17 protein-coding genes and 3 tRNA genes are annotated in these 18,653 nt (G+C 65.1%); 15 read left to right on the top strand and 5 right to left on the bottom strand.

From position 1 onward, the window contains the following. The first annotated feature begins 13 nt into the window (after window positions 1–13). The 4 genes from BBSC_RS10805 (at window position 14) to BBSC_RS10790 (ending at window position 1,671) form a co-directional block, all read left to right on the top strand. Window positions 14–1,204 (top strand): pyridoxal phosphate-dependent aminotransferase, encoded by a 1,191-nt coding sequence (locus tag BBSC_RS10805; RefSeq protein WP_033518835.1) that lies wholly within the window; start codon window positions 14–16, stop codon window positions 1,202–1,204. Between the two features lie 117 nt (window positions 1,205–1,321). Further along, window positions 1,322–1,394, top strand: a tRNA-Gly gene (locus BBSC_RS10800). A gap of 72 nt (window positions 1,395–1,466) precedes the next feature. Beyond that, window positions 1,467–1,538: transfer RNA gene (locus BBSC_RS10795), tRNA-Val, on the top strand. A 60-nt stretch (window positions 1,539–1,598) separates the two neighbouring features. Continuing rightward, window positions 1,599–1,671, top strand: a tRNA-Val gene (locus BBSC_RS10790). A 122-nt stretch (window positions 1,672–1,793) separates the two neighbouring features. Here BBSC_RS10790 and BBSC_RS10785 read toward each other — a convergent pair. Next, window positions 1,794–2,675, bottom strand: a complete 882-nt coding sequence (locus BBSC_RS10785) for a hypothetical protein (protein WP_033518836.1) — start codon at window positions 2,673–2,675, stop codon at window positions 1,794–1,796. Window positions 2,676–2,915: 240 nt separating this feature from the next. On the opposite strand from BBSC_RS10785, the gene BBSC_RS10780 reads away from it, so the two are divergent. From BBSC_RS10780 to BBSC_RS10755, 6 genes are all read left to right on the top strand, one after another. Continuing rightward, a complete protein-coding gene (locus tag BBSC_RS10780) occupies window positions 2,916–3,425 on the top strand; it encodes an ASCH domain-containing protein (RefSeq protein WP_081893111.1) in 510 nt (169 codons plus the stop codon). A gap of 322 nt (window positions 3,426–3,747) precedes the next feature. Beyond that, window positions 3,748–4,539 carry a class I SAM-dependent methyltransferase gene (locus tag BBSC_RS12905; protein ID WP_161787652.1) on the top strand — a complete coding sequence of 264 codons (792 nt, stop codon included), beginning with the start codon at window positions 3,748–3,750 and terminating at the stop codon, window positions 4,537–4,539. Window positions 4,540–4,570: 31 nt separating this feature from the next. Further along, window positions 4,571–4,993: an HIT family protein gene (locus BBSC_RS10770; RefSeq protein ID WP_033518837.1), complete on the top strand. Its 423-nt coding sequence runs from the start codon at window positions 4,571–4,573 to the stop codon at window positions 4,991–4,993. Window positions 4,994–5,272: 279 nt separating this feature from the next. Further along, a complete protein-coding gene (locus BBSC_RS10765) occupies window positions 5,273–6,346 on the top strand; it encodes a helix-turn-helix transcriptional regulator (RefSeq protein ID WP_033518838.1) in 1,074 nt (357 codons plus the stop codon). A 54-nt stretch (window positions 6,347–6,400) separates the two neighbouring features. Next, window positions 6,401–7,279, top strand: a complete 879-nt coding sequence (locus BBSC_RS13480) for an alpha/beta fold hydrolase (RefSeq protein ID WP_081893110.1) — start codon at window positions 6,401–6,403, stop codon at window positions 7,277–7,279. 159 nt (window positions 7,280–7,438) lie between these two features. After that, window positions 7,439–7,633 carry a hypothetical protein gene (locus BBSC_RS10755; RefSeq protein ID WP_033518840.1) on the top strand — a complete coding sequence of 65 codons (195 nt, stop codon included), beginning with the start codon at window positions 7,439–7,441 and terminating at the stop codon, window positions 7,631–7,633. 45 nt (window positions 7,634–7,678) lie between these two features. Here the strand turns inward: BBSC_RS10755 and BBSC_RS10750 are convergent, their stop codons facing one another. After that, on the bottom strand, window positions 7,679–8,968 hold the full coding sequence (locus tag BBSC_RS10750) for an MFS transporter (RefSeq protein WP_033518892.1): 1,290 nt from the start codon (window positions 8,966–8,968) through the stop codon (window positions 7,679–7,681). 159 nt (window positions 8,969–9,127) lie between these two features. Then, window positions 9,128–10,195: a PfkB family carbohydrate kinase gene (locus BBSC_RS10745; protein ID WP_033518841.1), complete on the bottom strand. Its 1,068-nt coding sequence runs from the start codon at window positions 10,193–10,195 to the stop codon at window positions 9,128–9,130. Window positions 10,196–10,633: 438 nt separating this feature from the next. Here BBSC_RS10745 and rpmB point away from each other — a divergent pair, with 438 nt between their 5' ends. From rpmB to BBSC_RS10725, 4 genes are all read left to right on the top strand, one after another. Then, entirely contained in the window at window positions 10,634–10,828 is a 195-nt protein-coding gene (rpmB, locus tag BBSC_RS10740) for a 50S ribosomal protein L28 (RefSeq protein WP_033518842.1), read from the top strand. A 149-nt stretch (window positions 10,829–10,977) separates the two neighbouring features. Then, entirely contained in the window at window positions 10,978–13,476 is a 2,499-nt protein-coding gene (locus BBSC_RS10735) for an ATP-dependent DNA helicase RecG (RefSeq protein WP_033518843.1), read from the top strand. 81 nt (window positions 13,477–13,557) lie between these two features. Beyond that, window positions 13,558–14,151, top strand: coding sequence for a 16S rRNA (guanine(966)-N(2))-methyltransferase RsmD (gene rsmD / locus BBSC_RS10730; RefSeq protein WP_269429208.1), 594 nt, complete (start codon window positions 13,558–13,560; stop codon window positions 14,149–14,151). A gap of 197 nt (window positions 14,152–14,348) precedes the next feature. Next, window positions 14,349–14,951: a nitroreductase family protein gene (locus tag BBSC_RS10725; RefSeq protein ID WP_033518844.1), complete on the top strand. Its 603-nt coding sequence runs from the start codon at window positions 14,349–14,351 to the stop codon at window positions 14,949–14,951. 108 nt (window positions 14,952–15,059) lie between these two features. On the opposite strand, the gene trmD is transcribed toward BBSC_RS10725, so the two are convergent. Together trmD and BBSC_RS10715 are read right to left on the bottom strand one after the other, a co-directional pair. Further along, window positions 15,060–15,983 carry a tRNA (guanosine(37)-N1)-methyltransferase TrmD gene (trmD, locus tag BBSC_RS10720; protein ID WP_033518846.1) on the bottom strand — a complete coding sequence of 308 codons (924 nt, stop codon included), beginning with the start codon at window positions 15,981–15,983 and terminating at the stop codon, window positions 15,060–15,062. A gap of 11 nt (window positions 15,984–15,994) precedes the next feature. Continuing rightward, window positions 15,995–16,855, bottom strand: coding sequence for a DeoR/GlpR family DNA-binding transcription regulator (locus BBSC_RS10715; RefSeq protein WP_081893109.1), 861 nt, complete (start codon window positions 16,853–16,855; stop codon window positions 15,995–15,997). A 201-nt stretch (window positions 16,856–17,056) separates the two neighbouring features. Here BBSC_RS10715 and BBSC_RS10710 point away from each other — a divergent pair, with 201 nt between their 5' ends. Beyond that, on the top strand, window positions 17,057–18,565 hold the full coding sequence (locus tag BBSC_RS10710) for a PTS transporter subunit EIIC (protein ID WP_046726258.1): 1,509 nt from the start codon (window positions 17,057–17,059) through the stop codon (window positions 18,563–18,565). Window positions 18,566–18,653 lie beyond the last annotated feature (88 nt).

Raw genomic sequence — 18,653 nt, 5'->3', positions numbered from 1 at the left:
AGGGAGGTTGCCCATGATCAACGAAGGCTACAAGGCGATGCTCGGCGGCAAGTCCGTGATCCGTGAGCTGAGCGAATACGCGACAGCGCGCGGCTCCGAAATCGGCTACGACAACGTGTTCGACTATTCGCTCGGCAATCCGAGCGTGCCGTGCCCGCCCAGCTTCACCGAGGCGATGATCGACCTGTACCGGACCGCCGAACCCGTCGCGCTGCACGGCTACAGCCCGTCGCTCGGCATCCCGAGCGTGCGCGCCACGATCGCCGACAGCCTCAACCGCCGCTTCGGCATGGACTACACGGCCGACTACATCTTCCCGACGTCCGGTGCTGCCGGCGCCCTGGCGCACGCGCTGCGCGCGGTCACCAAGCCGGGCGACGAGATCATCACCTTCGCGCCGTACTTCCCCGAATACCAGCCGTATGTCGCGGGCACCGGCGCCCGGCTGACCATCGTGCCGGCCGACACCGAGAACTTCCAGATCAACTTCGCCGCGTTCGAGGCCGCGATGAACCCCGGGGTGACGACGGTGCTCATCAACACGCCGAACAACCCCTCCGGCGCGGTGTATTCGGAGGAGACGCTGAAGCGTCTGGCCGGCATCCTCACCGCCAAACAGGCCGAATACGGCCACGACATCTTCCTGATCAGCGACGAGCCGTACCGCGAGATCGTGTTCGACGGCGGCACGCAGCCGTACCCGAGCAGGTTCTACGACAACACGCTGAGCTGCTATTCCTGGTCGAAGTCGCTGAGCCTGCCGGGCGAGCGCATCGGCTACGTGGCCGTCAACCCGCGCGCCACCGACGCGAAGCTCATCGTGCCGATGTGCGGCCAGATCAGCCGCGGCACCGGCCACAACTGCCCGAGCTCGAGCATTCAGCTCGCCGTGGCGAAGGTCGTCGACGAGACCAGCGACCTGAGCGTGTACGAGACGAACATGAACCTGCTCTACGACGCGCTCACCTCGATCGGCTTCGACGTGGTGCGCCCGGGCGGCACCTTCTACATCTTCCCGAAGGCGCTGGAGGGCGACGCGAACGCGTTCTGCATGAAGGCCAAGGAATACGACCTGATCCTCGTGCCGTCCAACAGCTTCGGCGTCCCGGGCTATTTCCGCATGGCCTACTGCATCGACACCGACAAGGTGCGCCGTTCGATCCCCGTGCTCGAGAAGTTCGCGCACGAGGTGTACGGGCTGTAACGGGGCGCGCCGACCCGGGTCGATTCCGGTCGAATCGGGGTTGACACGCGCGGATGTTGCATCCGTGCGCAGTTTGGCGTACATTATCCACCTGTTGCCTCTTGCAGGCGGCAGAGTGCGGACATAGCTTAGTTGGTAAAGCGCAACCTTGCCAAGGTTGAGACCGCGGGTTCGAGTCCCGTTGTCCGCTCGCACGGGGGAGTGTCCCTCCCTCTGATGCTTCCGGTTCGCGGGCGTTGCCCGTGCGCCAGGAGGCTGACCCGGGCGGTTGGCGCAGTGGTAGCGCACTTCCCTGACACGGAAGGGGTCACAAGTTCGAATCTTGTATCGCCCACCCGAGAGTGCCTGACCGGCAGGCGAGTGCTGCCGCAGGCGCCGTTCTCGATGGTTTTCCGGGCGATTGGCGCAGCGGCTAGCGCACTTCGTTCACACCGAAGGGGTCGTAGGTTCGATTCCTACATCGCCCACCCCTGCGTTGTTTTTCCGACATGTCACGACAACAAGGCCCGGCGAACGGGAATGTTCGCCGGGCCTTTCGCGTGTCCGATGCGTGTGGTGCGCACGATGCGCGCGCACCGCCGAGGCTCGTCTACTTGGTCTGACGGTCCTTGAGATAGGCCTTGACGCTGTACGAGAGCAGTGCCAACGCCAGGATCGCGGTGATCGACAGGGTCAACGCCGGCATGCCGATGCCGGTCGAGGCGAGCAGTCCGCCCTGGTTGGACTGGCTCGCAGCCCCGGTCGCCGTGCCGTCGCCCGTGGACGAGGCGTTCGTGCCGGACGCGCCGTCATTCGCGGACTGGGTGCCGGATGCGTTCGTGGAGGTCGTGGTGGTCTTGCCCGTGGTGGTCGATCCGGATGTGGCGGATCCCTGCTTGCCGTCAGAGGTCTTGTTGTCGGTGCTCTTGCCGTCCGTTGCGGTGGTGCCCTTCTGGTCGTCGCTCTGATTGTGCTTCGACGCGTTCGCCAGCGCCTGCTGGAAGTTCTTGTGCGCCTGGTTCTGGGCTTCCACCAGCGACTCATGCTGCTGCTTGAGGGCGTCGTGATCGGCCTTGAGGTTGTTGTGCGCCTGGTCGAGGTGCTGCTGGGCGTCCTGAGCGTCCTGATGCAGGGTCTGCTGGGTGTCGTGCGCGCGATCGTAGGCGCCGTCGACCGCGCCCTTGATGTCGTCGTGCGTCTGCTGCGCATCCTGCCATGCCTGCTCGTGGTGCTGGCGCAGGCTGTCGGCATCCTGGTGGGCCTGCTCATGCAGCTGGTCGAGGTGCTGGGCGGTGGTGTCGATGTCCTGCTTGATCTGGTTGTTCGTATCGTGCAGATGCTGCAGCACGTCGCTGTTGGGCAGCGTGCCCTCGACGGTGGTCTGGTGTTCGATCTCCACGCCGACCTCGGCGGCCATGGCGCTGGTCGGCGCGGCCAGCGCCAATCCGCAGGTGCCCAAGGCCACTGCCACTGCGGTGATGATCTTCTTCATATCTACCTGAACTCGATTCTGTGGCGTTTGACGGAAAGTCGCCCATCGGCGGCGATCATGTGCAACCAGCCGTCATTGTAGGTTCGAATGGCCGAAGCGTAAAGCAATACAACCGGGTGAGGTGTCTATTTAGCGGGGCGGATAGGGGGTATTCGCCGTTCGCCGGCGTTCGCTGGCGCCCGCCGCAGACGCCTTCGCCGTGATTCGTCCATTCGGGCCGCATCGGGTACTATTGCGCACATGTCGAATCATCTGTCTCATTATGACGGCGCCGATCCGGCGCATGCCGAGGGGAATGCCGCGCCGGAAACGCCCGAATCGTGGGCCGGCCTGCCAAGAGAGGAGTTCGCGTTCCCCGGCCCGCTGCGCGACCGGCTGGTCGCGGCGATTCTCGAGGGCCGCAAGACCTCCGGCACGGCGTTGCTGACCGAATACCTCAGCGCCGGGGAAACGCTGCCCCGGGCCGGCGACCGTTCCGTGCTCGTCGATTCCGGGAACCGGCCCGTCGCGGTGCTGGAGCGCACCGCGGTGCGCATCGCGCGGCTGGCCGATGTCGACGAGGCCCATGTCCATGCCGAAGGCGAGGGCTATGAGGATGTAGCCGCCTGGCGTGCGGCCCACGAGGAGTTCTGGGATTCACCGGCGTATATCGAGGTGCTCAGCGATCCGACATTCCGCGTGGACGACGACACCTTGGTGGTGCTGGACCAGTTCAGGGTGTGCGAACGGAGGCCCGATACCGGCGCGTAGGTACGGTAACCGCGAGTTGTCGGTGCGCGGCTGCGGAGACAACACCGAAATAGTTGGCGTGTCGGGGTGAAAAACCGGGTTGCAACCGGTTCCACTACAATGCCGTGCACCGACAACTCGCATATTGCGTACCAAAGCGGGGTGATGCGGAGTGATATGGGCCTCCGGAAGCCCATTCCTCGCATGCCGTCACAGCCGTTGTGGTGCGATCCGGTCCCCGGAAGCCCTGTTGCCCCCAGAAATACGCTTTTGCCGGCGTGACGGGGGCTTTTCTTATGGAAACAATGCGCGGGGAACGGGCTGACGCCCTATGCTGGGAGCCATGGAGAACACGAAATTCCACGGCAAGGCGCAGGCCTATGCCGCCGCGCGCCCGGGATACCCCAAGGAGGTGATGCGCTACATCGCCTCATTGATGCCGTCCGATGCGGTGGTGGCCGATATCGGCGCCGGCACCGGCAAATTCACCGTGCCGCTGGCCCAAGCAGGATTCGAGGTGCTGGCGGTGGAGCCGGATGCGGACATGCGCGGCGAACTGGCCGTGCAGACGGCCGCATACCGCCGGGTGACGGTGATCGACGGATCCGCCTCGCATACGGGGCTGCCGGATCACAGCGTCGACGCCATCACCTGCGCCCAGGCGCTGCACTGGTTCGACCATGACGAATTCCTCGCCGAATGCCGCCGCATCAGCCGGGGCGGCACGTTCCTGCTCGTCTCCGTATACAACAGCACGTCATTCGATTCGGCCATGACCATCGGTCATGACGGCGACCCGTCCGGGGCTGCCGACGGGGCGGCTTCCGGGGACCCCGCACACCAGCCGGATCCCCTAGCCTGCGACCGGGCCGACATGGGCGTGAGCGCGCGGCATTTCAAGGAGACCACCGCCGAGTTCTTCCGGCATCCGCAGATCCGCGAATTCCCCAACCCGATCCACTACACCCGCGACAGCTGGCGCGAGTACATGGACTCGCATTCCCACAGCCCGCTGCCCACGGACCCGGCGTATCCAGCCCATCGCGCGTGGGTCGACGCCATCTTCGACCGACACGGCGTCGACGGCATCATGACCGACGACAACGTCTGCATGGTCGCCAGCGAAATCCTCTGACACGGGTCGACTCGGCACGGAAAGGATCGTGATGGCACACATCGAACAATCCGAACAGGGCGATGACTGCGTGTTCTGCGTCATCGTCCGCGGCGAGGCGCCATGCCGCCCGGTCATGGAATCCCGCCTGGCGCTGTGCTTCCTGTCCAATGACGATCAGGCCGATTACCATCTGCTCGTCATCCCCAAACGCCACGCGGTGAACGTGCTCGACTGCGACGCCGAGTCCCTGCACGCGGTGGCGGATCTGGCGCAGCGGGTCGGCCGCCACCTGGTCGACGACTGCGGATTCGACGGGGTCGACCTGCTCAACACCTCGTTCGTCGGGGACCAGTCGGTGATGCATCTGCATGTGCATCTCATCGCGCGCAAGTACGGGGATGGGCTGGACACCTGGCCCAAGCTGCCCGGACGCTCGCTCGGCCTCGATGCGGCCTGGCGGGCGTTGCGGTAGCCGCCGGTCGGGATCGGGCAAGCTCGCGGTCATCCCGCGATCGACGGTCGCCCGTCGTGGGGAGCGCGGGAAACGGTCGGAACGCATCCGGCGGAAACGGCGGTGAGGAAGCCGGAAAACGGCGGAATCCCGCCGATGCAACCTGAGGTTGCGCGCGGTTTCGGTTGCGACCGGCAATCGCAACCGCAAGATGGTGGCGGGCGGCGGCCCCGACATGCCATAGTGGGGCCAACGGCCGAATACGGCATGATGGAACCACACGGCAAAAGGACGGCGACGATGAGCTTCCGCACCAATCTCCAGTATCTGCGCTCGCAGCGCAACATGACGCAGGAGCAGCTGGCCATGCTGCTCGGCGTCTCCCGTCAGGCCATTTCGAAATGGGAATCCGAGAAGGCATACCCCGAGATGGACAAGCTGCTTATGATCTGCGACCTGTTCGGCTGCACGCTCGATGACCTCGTGCTCGGCGACGTGAGCGTGAGCCGGCCGGCTGCGCGCGAGGCCGCGGCGGCGGATGGCGAAACCGCGGCGACTGGGCCGGCGGCGGGGGAAGGCCCCGGCGCGATCGCCCCTGCGGCCGCCCTGCCGCAGGATCTGACCGGCTACGACAGGCATCGTCGTCGGTTCGCGCTGCTCGTCGCCGGAGGCAGTGCGGCGATCGTGGCCGCGACCGGCATCGGCTGCCTGTTCGATTCCGGCAATTCCATTCTCGGCGCGACGCCGCTCAACGGTTTCCTGACGTTGCTGTGCATCTGCGTTGGCGTGATCGTCGGCTTGGCGGCGCTGATCCCGGGCGGAATGTCGCACGCCGATTTCAAGCGGCGTCACCCGTATGTCAAGGATTTCTACACGGAGGATGATCGCAGCCGCGAGATGCGCGTGTTGGTGACCGGCATCGTGGCCGGGATCGCGATGATCCTGATCGGTACGGTTGTTCTCGTGTACGCGGACGATGTACTGGGCGTCAGCGATGGGTGGCCGGTCACGATCATGCTGGTATTGTGCGCGGCCGCCGTCTTCTGCTTTGTCTACTGCGGGATGCGATACGGCATGCTCGACATCGACGGCTACAACAAGGAGGCCGAGTCCGACCGCAAGGAGCGTGCGGGCGAACAGGATTTCTATGCCAGGCTGACCGGCACGGTGTGCGGAATCATCATGATGGTGGCCACGGTGATCGCCCTGTGCCTGCTGTTCCTGAGCCCGGCGGCCTTGCGCGGCGATTGGTCGTCCATCGGTTCCGGCGTCTCGGAGGACTCGATGTTCTGGTTGCCGTGGCCGATCGGCGGCATATTGTGCGGCATCGCGGCCGCCATCATCCGATTGGTCAAGGATTACCGCGAGCGATGACCGATATGATTCCGGATGATGCCGGATGCGCGGAATGAGCGGAAAGGACGACCGATGAACGATCTCGCCGATTTTTGCAGACGATACCCGCGGCGAACTATGCGGTTGCCGGGCGGCGAGACCTTCTCGTACCGGTACCACCGTCATCCGGGCGCCCGGGCCACGGTCGTGCTGCTGCCGGGCGGCATCGGATTGTCCGACCTGTTCTACCTGCATTTCGAACGGTTCGCCGAGGACTGCTCGGTCATCACCTTCGACTATCAGGAACGGTTCGCGACGAATGCCGAACTCGCACGGGCCATCGCCGGGTTGCTGGACGGGCTTGACGAGCGGGTGTGGCTGGTCGGGCAGTCGCTTGGCGGCGTGATCGCGCAGATCGTGGCGAAGTCCCATCCCGGGCGCATCGAGGGGCTGGTGCTGTCCAACACCTGTTCGCTGGCGCGGGATATGGGCCGTGAGGCGCATGACGAGCTGATGGGCATGGTCGCGGAGCAGCGCAAGTGGAAGCGGATGCTTCGCCTGGTGCCGATGCCGCTCTACCGGCGGCTGATGGCGTGGGCCGTCATGCGCAAGACGCGGGATCTGCAGCCGAAGGAGCGGCGGCTGATGCAGGGGCTGTGCGATGCCTTGCGGCAGCTGCTCGACAAGCCGTACCAGCGCCATATGGCGGATCTGCTGATCGACGCGGCATCGCATGCCGACATGGTGCCGGCGGATTTCGCGCAATGGGGCGGACGTGTGCTGCTGATCCTTTCCGAGGACGACCACACCTTCAATCAGGCGAACAAGGACGCGCTGGTGCGTCTGATGCCGGATCCGACCGTCGTCACCGATCTTGCCGGAGGCCATCTTGCGCTGATGGCGCGCATGGACGAGTACGTGGACGCCGTGCGCGGCTTCATCGAATCGCGCGCGTGCCGTGCGGATCGATGACTGTTCGGCGCCTTGAACCGGCCATAGCTTCTTGATATAGGTCGGGTCTCGTGTCGCCGACGGCGGTGTGCTTCCATAGTGGTCATGGCGGCGGAAGGGGAGCCGTCATACCGACTCGTCATACCGGCTTGTCGGGGAACGCGCACGGCATAGGGGGCGATGGTGCGCACCACGCTGGATTTCGCGGAAAAGTACCTGCTGAAAACGGAGATCATATCCGTTCCGGTCTCACCCGACGGCGCCGATACGACCGGGGCTGATCCGGAGCGCGGCGCGGCCGCCGGCGACCGCTATGCCATCGGGTATCGCACTGATGGATACCGATCTGACGGATACCGCGCCGGATCATACTGATCGCTGATCGCACCCGACTCGGTATCCGGCCCGGGGCTAGCCGCGTCAGGCCTTGGTCGGATCCTTCTGCAGCAGCAGGAACACGAGCGCCACGACGAGCAGGATCGCGATCGACAGCACGCCGATCGAGGCGTTGCCGGTCAGCGACGTGGTGGTGGCCACGATGAAGGTGCCGAGGATGCTCGCCGTCTTGCCGAAGATATCGTAGAAGCCGTAGTACTCGTTGGCGTGGTCCTTGGGGATGATCTTGCCGTAGTACGAGCGCGACAGGGCCTGGATGCCGCCTTGGAACATGCCGACCAGAATCGCGAGAATCCAGAATTCCACGGCCGAGCGCAGGAAGAACGCGGCGAAGAACACGATGCACATGTACGCCACGACCGCGGCCACGATCATCGGCTTGCAGCCGTACTTTCCGGCCATCCGCCCATACAGGATCGCGCAGGGGAACGCGACGAACTGCGTGACCAGCAGCGCGATCACCAGCTGCGTGGAGTCGATGCCGAGCTGCGTACCGTATGAGGTGCTCATCGAGATCACCGTGTTCACCGCGTCGATGTAGAAGAAGAACGCGATCATGAACATCCACAGCGGCTTGTTCTTCACGATCTTGCCGAAGGTCGAAGCGAGTTCGCTGAAAGTGCCGTGCACGGCCTCGCCCAGCTGGTCGCGGGTCGCGCGGTAATGCACCTGCCGGTAGCTGGTCAGCAGCGGGATCGTGAACGCCACCCACCAGATGGCCGTGATCACGAACGAGGCCCGCGTGCAGGCGGCCGTCGACCAGCCGAAGAGGGACGGACCGCCGAAGATCAGGGCGATGCATGCGATGAACGGGACGGTCGAGCCGACGTAGCCCCAGCCGTAACCGTGCGACGATACGCGGTCCATGCGTTCGTTGGTCGTCGTGTCGATGAGCATCGAATCGTAGAACGTGAGCGAGCCGTTCAGGCCGATCGTCGCCAGCACGTAGATGATCAGGAACGGCAGCCAGCCGAGCGGCAGCGCCATCGCGCAGCTCATGACCACGCCCGTGCCGAAGAAGCCGAGGAAGAACTTGATCTTCATGCCCTGCACGTCGGCGATCGAGCCGAGCAGCGGCATCAGCACGGCGATCACCAGCGAGGCGATCGTCTGCGCGTATCCCCATGTCGACACGATGTTGTGCTGCCCGGCGGCCTCGAGCAGCGAATTCGCGTAGATCGGCACCACGGCGGTGCTCAGCAGCACGAACGCCGAATTGCCGACATCGTAGACGATCCAGCGCTTTTCGCGCGAGGTCAGCTTCCCGGTCGCTCCGGTCTCGCCCGTCTCCTCGGTCCGAGGCGACGGGGCCATGGACGTTGCGTTCTCAGCCATACATAACTCCTGACGTCAGCTCATCCTCCATCCTACGGTCTGGCGCAGGCGGGAAGGCCACGCTATCCGTGAACAGAGGATGAATTCGCCGCGGCGCGGAAAACCGGTGCCGCGGCGGGGGAGTCCAGGCCGTGGCGGTTACTTCACCGGCGTCGGGTCGCTTTCCTCGACCTTGGCGATGGCCTCGTCGTAGGTCGGGCAGTCGGGCACGCCGCTGATGCTGCGCTGGATGGCCAGCGACGCCGCGGCGTTCGCGATCTGCACGGCATCGGTCAGCGACCAGCCGCGCGCCAGCATCGCGCACATCGTGCCGGTATGGCATGACCCGGCCGAGCGGGTGTGCGTGGCCTTGGTCGGATACCCCTCGATATGGATGACGTCGCCGCCCGGCGTGCGCACCCATGCGCCGCGCGATCCGGCGCGCACGACCAGCGGCGCGCGCAGCGTGGCGCCCAGCGACTCGCACAGCCGCGCCATCGCCTTGTCGAATCCGCCGCCAACGGTCAGCCCGTCGTCGGATTCCTGCGGCACGCCGAGCCGTTCGGCCAGCGTGATGGCCTCCTGCCGGTTGCACGACCATGTCGGGCGAGCCAGCACAAGGTCCTCCAGCAGGTGGTCGTTGACCAGCGAAAGCGTGTTCGTCGGGTTGAGGACGATCCGGTAATCGCGGGCGTTCGGGTCGGTGCCTGCCCGCTGCACGAATTCGTCGATGCCGGCGGCGGTGTGGTCCATCAGCGTGTTGCCGCTGATGTGGATGATGTCGCCGGCGGCGGGCTCCACGCAGTCGAAGGTGGTCTCGTCTCCTTGGGCCTCCGCACCGTATGTGGCGATATAGGTCTTGCGATGGTCCTCATCGCCCAGCACCAAGCGGAAGCCGGAATCCGTGTCGAGCCGGTCCTGGCCGATGTGCGTGATCTCGTGGTCGCTGAAGGTCTTGCGCACGATGCTGGCCCATGGCCCGGTGCCGATGATGCCGGCGTGATCGGCCTCGACGCCCATGCGACTGACTGCCTGCAGCACGCGGTAGCTGCCGCCGACGGCCGCCGTGGTGTGGTCGGACACCGCGAATCCGCCGGCCTTCGGCACGCCGTTGACATCCATCATGATGTCCACCCAAACGTGGCCGAGCGATATCACCGCATGATTGGGTTTGCGCGCCTGTTCCTCGCGCTGGTGTGCAAAATATTCACCGATGCGACTGAGCATGGCATCCTCCTTGACAGACCCTCAGATATTTTGAGTTGTACCGTGAGTTTATGAATGTTTGCTGAAAGCGGCAATAGGCACAGCGGATGATTTTGCGGGGGTAGCGCCGATGCTACGCCTTCAGCTGAGCGTCGGGGAAGCCTGGGTCTATCGGGTGCGGGCGCGTGCACCCGTGCCGGCCACCCCACATCCGCGGCGTCCCTGATTCGCGGCGGCCGCCGGCGAGGTCTCGGGGCGGGTCGCGCGTGTGCCTTATAGTGAAGGAACGCATATGCGGCAACGTTTTCCGGCGTGTGCCGCCGCCGTATGATACACGCTTGTGTTGCATTGTCCGGTATTGCGCGGTATATTAGTGAAGTTGTGTGTTCTGCCGTACCCCATGGTGCGGTGCGAATAACGCAAGACTTGCAAGTCTAAAGAATTAATAGGGAGTCCAACATGGCAGCTCGTTGCGCAGTGTGCGGCAAGGGACCGCAGACCGGTTTCACCGTTTCGCATTCGCATATCCGCAATAAGCGCACCTTCCGCCCGAACCTGCAGCCGGTTCGCACCACGATCGACGGCGAGAACGTTCGCGTTCGCGTGTGCGTCAAGTGCCTCAAGGCTGGCAAGGTTCAGCGTGTGGCCGCGTGAATCGCGAGATAGCAAGCTTAAGCCCCGGTAGTCGCAAGACCCCGGGGCTTTTTCTTTGCGTTGCGCTGTGCGGTGCGCGTGTTCCGCCGGCATGTTTATGCCGCCGGCGGCGCCGGAGGTGTCGGCGTGGTCGGCCACAATGAGTACCCATGAGCATTACGTTGGAAACCCCGATTGCGTCGCTGATGACGAACAAGAGGCGTGCCGGCGCGCTCAAGTCATTGGGCATCGTCTCGGTCGCCGATGCGCTGACCTATTATCCGTTCCGCGTCACCGATCCGGTGCCGCTGCGGGCGATCCGCGAGGCGCGCATCGGCGAGACGATGGCGTTCGCCGGCGTGATCCGCGATCTGCGCGTCGTGCCGATGATTGCGCGCCGGGGGTACCGGCTGGAGGCGCTGATCGACGATGCGGCGTTCGCCCGCTCGCGCCATGTGGCCGGATCCGTGGCCCGGCTCGTGTTCTTCTCGTACAAGAAGCAGTATGTCGACTGGCTGAGTATGCGGCTGCGTGCCGGCGCCGGCGCGGTCGTGTCGGGGCAACCGAGCGAGTTCAACGGGCAGCTGCAGTTCACGCATCCGGAAATACTGACTGTCGCGCCCGGGGGAATGAGCGAGCCGACGGATGCCGGCGCCGATGACGCCATGTTTGTTCCCGCGTCGTCCGCGCTGCGCTACGATGCGGACACGATGGAGGCCGGCCTGCGCCGCGTCTGCCGGCCGCGCCCGGTCTACCACGCGACATCGCGCATCTCCAGCGAGCATATCCACGAATCGATTCTGGGCTTTCTGCATGCCTTGGCCGGCGACGAGGAGCCGGCAGCGCCGGATGACGCGCATGCGCCGGAAACGGGCGTTGACGGGAACGACGGCGAGGCGGGCGTTGCCGCCGCGCGCGAGACACTGCGCCGCATGATCCCCGACATCCTTCCCGAATCGGTGCGTGCCGATCGGCAGCTGATGCACCGCGCCGATGCGTTCGCCGCGATCCACGAGCCCGACACCACCGCCGCGTTCAAGCGCGCCATCGACACGATGCGCTACGAGGAGGCGTTCGTCTGCCAGGTCGCGCTGCTGCAGGCCCGGCAGCATGCGCATAAGGCCGATGCCGCGCCGTGCGCGGACCTGTCCGTCCGCGATCGGTTCATTGCGTCATTGCCGTTCGCGCTGACCGCTGGGCAGCGGGAGGTCGTCGACGACATCGGCGCCGATATGGCTCGCGACTATCCGATGCAGCGCCTGCTGCAGGGCGAGGTCGGCTCCGGAAAAACCGTGGTCGCGCTGGCGGCGCTGCTGCAGGCGGTCGGCTCGGGCCGTCAGGCGGTGCTGGTGGCTCCGACGCAGGTGCTCGCCGAGCAGCATCACGCCACGATCGGCGCCATGGTTGGCAAGGTCGATCCGAAGATCCCGGTCATCCTGCTGACCGGCGGCATGAAACTGGCCGCGCGTCGCCGCGCGCTTGCGCAGGCCGCCAGCGGGGAGCCGTGCATCATCGTGGCCACGCATGCCGCATTCTCCAAGACCTTCCAGGCGCCGAACCTGGCGTTGGCGGTGATCGACGAGCAGCATCGCTTCGGCGTCGAGCAGCGTGAGTCGCTGCGGACGAAGGCGGATATGGCGCCGCATCTGCTGGTCATGACCGCGACGCCGATCCCGCGCACGGCCGCCATGACCTGGTTCGGCGATCTGGACATCTCGTGGCTGACCGAGCTGCCGGGAGGGCGCAAGCCGATCCGTACGTTCATCGTGCCCGAGGCTGACGGGCGCACGATGGCCAACATGTTCGCGCATCTGCGCCAGCGCATCGACGCGGGGGAGCGGGCCTACGTGGTCTGCCCGCGCATCGACGCGGACGAGGACGAGTCCGGGGACGCGTCCGGCGACACCGGCATCGGCGTATACGACGAGTCCGACGCGTTCGCCCGCGAGCGTCGACTGGCCGTTTCCGGCGCCGCGGGAGGTGCCCCGGCGGCCCGGCAGGCCGGTGGCGGCCCGTCGGCCGACCAGCAGACGGACGACGAGCGTGAGCAGCGCCCGCCGCTGCATTCGGTGCATGAAATCGTCGATCGGCTGTCCGGGTTGCCGCAGTTCCAGGGCGTTGCGTTCGCCACGCTCACGGGGCGCGACGACGATGAGACGAAGACCCGGGTGATGGAGGAATTCGCCGATGGCGCGACGCCGATTCTGGTGGCCACCACGGTGATCGAGGTCGGCGTGGACGTGCCTCAGGCCAGTTGCATCGTGATCTTCGACGCGGACCGTTACGGCCTGTCGCAGCTGCACCAGCTGCGCGGCCGCGTCGGGCGCGGCGGCACCAACAGCTGGGCGTTCCTGATCTCCCGCGCCGAGCCGGGGTCGCCGGCCGAACAGCGGCTGCAGGTGATCCAGGGCACGCTGGACGGTTCTCAAATCGCGCAGGCCGATTTGGAATTCCGCGGTGCCGGCGATGTGCTCGGCGACGCGCAGTCGGGCGGCAAGTCCAGCCTAAAGCTGCTGCGCGTGGTCAAGGACGCCGACATCATCGCCGACGCCCGCGCCCGCGCGGAACGGTTGCTGCAGGCCGATCCGTCGTTGTCCGGTGAAGTGCAGCTCGCCGGTGCCGTGCTGGACTTCACGCGGGGAAACGAGACCTTCCTGACATCGTCGTGATGCCGTAGCGGCGCCATCGACAGACCGGATGTCCAAGCATGCTCGGGATCGCGAGAGTCATCGTCACCGGTGCCTGAGAACATGGTGCGCATGCGCGTGATTTCCGGACGATTCAAGGGCGTGGCGCTGACCACGCCGAAAAGCGGTACGCGGCCGACCACCGACCGCACCAAAGAGGCGATCTTCTCCCATCTCGATTCGTTGGGTGTGCTGGATGACGCCCGGGTGCTCGATCTGTTCGCGGGCACCGGCGCGCTGGGCGTCGAGGCGCTGAGCCGCGGCGCCCGCGAGCTTGTGGCCGTCGAGGCGAACGGCCCGGCCGCCTCGCTGATCGCCGTGACGCTGACCGCGCTCAAGCGCCACCGTGCGTGGGAGCCGGGCATGAATGCCCGCGTCATCAGGGCGAAAGCCGAAAAATACGCGTCGGTCACCGCGCCGCAGCCGTTCGACGTGGTGTTCATCGATCCGCCGTATGTCTTCGCGACCGAAGTGTGCGACCGTCTGCTCGCCGATCTGGTCCGGTCCGGCGCGGCCGGCGACCGCACGCTGATCGTGCTGGAGCGTTCCGCCCGGTCCGATGACCCGACGCCGCCGGCCGGCTGGAGCGTCTCCGAGCAGCGCGACTATGGCGAAACCGCCGTGTTCTACATCGAATTCAACGAGGACGCGGGCTGACCGGGAGATGTTTGGACACGGTGATCAGAATAGTGTGAGATAGCTCACAATATTCTGATGGTGAATGTCGACGTGGGGCGCAGACGAATTCAGTACCGTAGATCTTGGCAAATATATCGAATCGAGATATCGCGATAAGGGGTATATCCGCTCCGTCGATGCTCCGATCGTAGAACCGCAACAGAAAGGCAGATGTCATGTCGAATTTTGTCGAGGACCTGAAGGCCCGCCGCTCGCAGTACGCGCTGACGAGTGATTCCCCGATCAGCGATCAGGAGATCGTCAAGCTGGTCGAGGACGTCACCGTCGAGGTGCCGAGCGCCTTCAATTCGCAGCCGCAGCGCGCCGTCGTGCTGTTCGGCGATGCCAATCAGAAGCTGTGGGGCGTCGTCAAGGAGACGCTGCGCGCCGTCGTTCCCGACGCCGAGGCCTTCAAGTCCACCGAAGCCAAGATCGATGGCTTCGCCGCGGGCCACGGCACCGTGCTGTTCTACGACGATGCCGACGTGACCGCGCAGCTGCAGAAGAGCTTCCCGGCCTACAAGGACAACTTCCCGGGCTTCGCCCGCGATGCGGCCGGCATGCTCCAGCTCGGCGTGTGGACCGCGCTGGCGGAGAAGGGCCTCGGCGCTTCCCTGCAGCACTACAACCCGCTGATCGATGAGGCGGTCGCCGCCGAGTTCGGCCTGCCGTCCAACTGGAAGCTGCAGGCCCAAATGCCGTTCGGCGCCGTCGCGCAGCCGGCCGGCCCGGTCGACAAGCAGTCTGTCGAGAACCGCGTCAAGGTCTTCGGTCTGTAAGCCGAACGCGTGCCATCGCCGATGAGGGCCGGTCCCAGATGGGGCCGGCCCTCATCGATTGTTGCCTTGTGCCTGGAACGGCTCGCGGGAACGTGGCGGCGTGAGCCTCTACGCGAGACGCCGCGGATGCGCGGCGGAAACCTCCCAGCCGAGTCCGATCAGCGTTTTGCGGTCGGCCTTGTCGAGTGCCGAACAATCGAGCCGTTCGATGAGATCCGGGCGGATCGCATCGGTGCGCGCCAGCGCCTCGTCCCTGCGGAACCGGTCGACCTTGCCGTGGTCTCCGGACAGCAGCACGTCCGGAACCGCGATGCCCCGCCACTGGGCCGGCTTGGTGTACTGCCGGTGCTCCAGCAGCGCGTCTTCTCCCGTATACGATTCCTCGACGGTCGATTCGGGGTTGCCCATGAATCCGGGCAGCAGCCGGGTGATCGCCTCCAGCATCACCGATACGGCCACTTCGCCGCCGTTGAGCACGTAATCGCCGATCGAGTACTCGCGCACATCGACGCCTTGCGCGCGGTAATACTCGGGGATGCGTGCGTCGTACCCCTCGTAGCGCCCGCAACCGAACAGCAGATGCCCGGCGTGGGACAACTCGGTCGCGTCGCGCTGGGTGAACAGCGGCGCCGACGGATTCGGAAAAATCAGAATGGGGGAGACCTCCGTTGGTTCCGCGGATTCCGGCACCCTCGTGGCGGCCTCGCCGGCGGCCGGATCGGCGGGTGCGGATTCCGATGCGGCGCCGTCCGCGCCGTTGCCGTCCGCTCCGCCATCGTCCGCGGCGGTGCTCTTCGCGGCGGGCGGGCCGAGCAGCTCATCCAGGCACTCGGCCCATACCTCCGGCTTCATCACCATGCCGGCCCCGCCGCCGACCGGCGTATCGTCCACCGAATGATGCACGTCATGCGTCCAGTCGCGCAGGTTGTGCGCGGACACGTCGATAAGTCCCTTGGCCTGCGCCTTGCCGAACAGGCTTAGGTTCAGAACCTCGAAATACTCGGGAAACACGGAAACGATGTCGATCTTCATAGTCCCATAGCCTAGTGGATGGCCCTGTCGGCATTCCGTGAACCGGCCGTGGCCGGCCCGGCGCCCGGGCAGCGAATGTCGATGACGGACGCGTTGTGGTCAGCCAATGCCTGCCGTTGCTCGGTGTCGAAATCCGCGTCGGTGACGACGTAGTCGTAGTCGTAGACGTGATTGATGTCGAGCAGCGCGGTCTTTCCCATCTTCGACTTGTCGAGCAGCAGCACGCTGCGGCTGCACTGACACATAAGCGTGGTCTTGAACGCCACGTCGTCCTCGACGAATCCGGTCACCGCCAGCGCGCCGCTGACTGCCGCCGGGCTGAGAAACGCCATGTCTCCGTGCATGCGGCTCATTTGGTCGATGGTGGTCGAACCGTAGGTGTTGAGCTGCCCTTCGATGAAACGGCCTCCCAGAAATACGGTGCGCATGCGGCTGTGGCGTTCGATGAGCAATGCGATGATGGGGAACGAGTTGGTGATCAGTGTGATGGTATCGCTCAGCTCGGGGCGGTCCACAATGGCCTCCGCCAGCATGCTGCCAACGCCGCTGTGCTCGATGGCTACCGTACTGCCTGGGGATATGAGCTCGGCCGCGCGGTTGGCCAGATGCGTTTTGATCTGCGTGTTGACGGACCGCCGGAATTGGAACGGCACGCCGGTTCCCGCGGAGGAGGCGCCGAGGGCCACGCTGCCGTGTGCTTGGATCACCTGATCGCGCAGTTCCGTGGACTTCAGATCGGTGCGAATGGTCTCGTCGGACACGCCGAGTTCCTGCGCCAGCTGCGCGATGGAGCTGAGCGGTGTGGAGGCGAGCAACTCCACGATACGTTGGCGGCGCACTTCTTTTTTCCCAAGAATCGATGGAGTTCCCATGCGAGCGCCTTCCTCGGTGGTGTGTGCTGTCCTATGCCAGAATACTGGTGATTCTGCGGTGCTGATGGTTCTTTGCTGTCGGCGTGTCGCTCGGTTGACTATTTGGGATTGTCAAGATTATAATTTGGAATTATCCAAATTTGGTATGGATATCCCACAACATAAGGCATCGACGAAGATAACTTGAGAGAAGGTCTGACGATGGGGCACTATGACAAGCTGAATGATTTCATACTCGAACACATCGGCGGCGCGGCCAATGTGAACGAAGTCGCGCACTGCATGACCCGCCTGCGCTTCACGCTTCACGACAATGCGCTGGCGGATACGCAGGCGCTGGCCTCGGCTCCCGGCGTGCTGGGGGCGCAGTTCTCCAACAATCAGCTGCAGGTCATCATCGGCACCACGGTCGGTGATGTCTACGACGAGCTGCTGCCCAAACTGGCGGCGTCAGGCGCCGAAGATGCCGGGGTCGGAGCGAATGCCGGGCAGCAGCGGAACGCCGAGACGCAGCCGGCGTCCGGTTCCGCGGCGGCTGCGTCCCCGATCGCCGACGCGCCCGTCGAGGACAGGACAAAGCAGACCCTGCTGAACCGCATCCTCGCCACCATCACGAAGATCATCACGCCGGTCCTTGGCGTGCTGATGGGCTGTTCGCTGGTGCTCGGCTTGCAGTCGGTGCTTGTCGCCACCGGTGCCATCCAGTCCGGCGACGGCACATATGTGATCCTCAATGCCATCGGCAACGCCATCTTCACCTTCTTCCCGGTCCTGCTCGGCTACACGGCGGCCAAGGCGTTCGGGTCGGACGGATTCATCGGCATGATCGTCGGCGCGGCGCTGGTCTTTCCGAATTTCGCCGCCGATCTGGGCAAGGGCGACCCACTCTTCACCCTATTCGCCGGCACGCCCTTCTCCACCGACGTGCACAGCACATTTCTGGGCATCCCGGTGATCTTCCCCGAAAACGGCTACACCTCCACGGTGATTCCGATCATTCTGGCGATGTTCTTCATCTCCAGGTTCGAGCTGTGGCTCAAGAGCAAGTTGCCTCACGCCACGCAGTTCACCTTCGTGCCGTTCCTGACGATCCTTGTCGGCGTGGTCGCCACGCTGCTCGTGCTTGGCCCCATCGCCAATCTGCTCTCCGACGCCATCACCGTGGCCCTGCAGTGGCTGTATGCGCTGTCTCCGGCCATCGCCGGCGCCGTCGTCGGCTTCTTCTACACGCCGCTGGTGATCCTCGGCCTGCACTGGCCGCTCGTCGCCATCGGCATCAACAACCTGTCGACCCTGGGCAGCGACTTTATCATGCCATTGATCTACGTCGTTCCGCTGGCGCAGATGGCGGTCGTCTTCGCCGTGTGGCTGCGTTCCCGCAACACCGAGACGCGCCAGATCTGCGTCACGGCGATGATCTCCGATTTCTTCTGCATCATCGAGCCATCCATCTATGGCGTCACCCTGCCGGTCAAGCGCCGTTTCGCGATCACCTGCCTCGGATCGATGATCGGCGGGGCCATCGTCGGGGCCTTCCATGTGGTGAACTACGCCTCCACCATCGGCGTGCTGGGCATCGTCGGGTTCGTCAACCCGAAAACCGGCGACGTGACGAACATGCTCATCGTCATCGCGGCATCGCTGATCGCCATGGCCTGTTCGTTCGCGGCGGCGTTCCTGACCGAGAAGAAGGATCCGTCCGCGGCCTGAACTCCCACCGCGCGATTCCGGTCACGCCGGCCCCGCCGGTCCGCCGGGTCCATATGACCCGATGGACCGCGGTGGATCCGTCACGGCC

The sequence above is a fragment of the Bifidobacterium scardovii JCM 12489 = DSM 13734 genome (assembly GCF_001042635.1).
Lineage (GTDB): Bacteria > Actinomycetota > Actinomycetes > Actinomycetales > Bifidobacteriaceae > Bifidobacterium > Bifidobacterium scardovii.
The sequence above is the reverse complement of the archived record's forward strand: the minus strand, read 5'-3'. Positions and strand labels throughout refer to the sequence as shown.

Coding starts and splice junctions, on each gene's coding strand:
- BBSC_RS10765 (WP_033518838.1), top strand. CDS start 5,273: ATGAGCTTCCGCACCAATCTCCAGTATCTGCGCTCGCAGCGCAACATG.
- BBSC_RS10750 (WP_033518892.1), bottom strand. CDS start 8,968: ATGGCCCCGTCGCCTCGGACCGAGGAGACGGGCGAGACCGGAGCGACC.
- BBSC_RS10780 (WP_081893111.1), top strand. CDS start 2,916: ATGTCGAATCATCTGTCTCATTATGACGGCGCCGATCCGGCGCATGCC.
- BBSC_RS10710 (WP_046726258.1), top strand. CDS start 17,057: ATGGGGCACTATGACAAGCTGAATGATTTCATACTCGAACACATCGGC.
- BBSC_RS10755 (WP_033518840.1), top strand. CDS start 7,439: ATGGTGCGCACCACGCTGGATTTCGCGGAAAAGTACCTGCTGAAAACG.
- rpmB (WP_033518842.1), top strand. CDS start 10,634: ATGGCAGCTCGTTGCGCAGTGTGCGGCAAGGGACCGCAGACCGGTTTC.
- rsmD (WP_269429208.1), top strand. CDS start 13,558: ATGGTGCGCATGCGCGTGATTTCCGGACGATTCAAGGGCGTGGCGCTG.
- BBSC_RS10725 (WP_033518844.1), top strand. CDS start 14,349: ATGTCGAATTTTGTCGAGGACCTGAAGGCCCGCCGCTCGCAGTACGCG.
- BBSC_RS10805 (WP_033518835.1), top strand. CDS start 14: ATGATCAACGAAGGCTACAAGGCGATGCTCGGCGGCAAGTCCGTGATC.
- BBSC_RS10745 (WP_033518841.1), bottom strand. CDS start 10,195: ATGCTCAGTCGCATCGGTGAATATTTTGCACACCAGCGCGAGGAACAG.
- BBSC_RS10715 (WP_081893109.1), bottom strand. CDS start 16,855: ATGGGAACTCCATCGATTCTTGGGAAAAAAGAAGTGCGCCGCCAACGT.
- BBSC_RS10735 (WP_033518843.1), top strand. CDS start 10,978: ATGAGCATTACGTTGGAAACCCCGATTGCGTCGCTGATGACGAACAAG.
- BBSC_RS12905 (WP_161787652.1), top strand. CDS start 3,748: ATGGAGAACACGAAATTCCACGGCAAGGCGCAGGCCTATGCCGCCGCG.
- BBSC_RS10770 (WP_033518837.1), top strand. CDS start 4,571: ATGGCACACATCGAACAATCCGAACAGGGCGATGACTGCGTGTTCTGC.
- trmD (WP_033518846.1), bottom strand. CDS start 15,983: ATGAAGATCGACATCGTTTCCGTGTTTCCCGAGTATTTCGAGGTTCTG.
- BBSC_RS10785 (WP_033518836.1), bottom strand. CDS start 2,675: ATGAAGAAGATCATCACCGCAGTGGCAGTGGCCTTGGGCACCTGCGGA.
- BBSC_RS13480 (WP_081893110.1), top strand. CDS start 6,401: ATGAACGATCTCGCCGATTTTTGCAGACGATACCCGCGGCGAACTATG.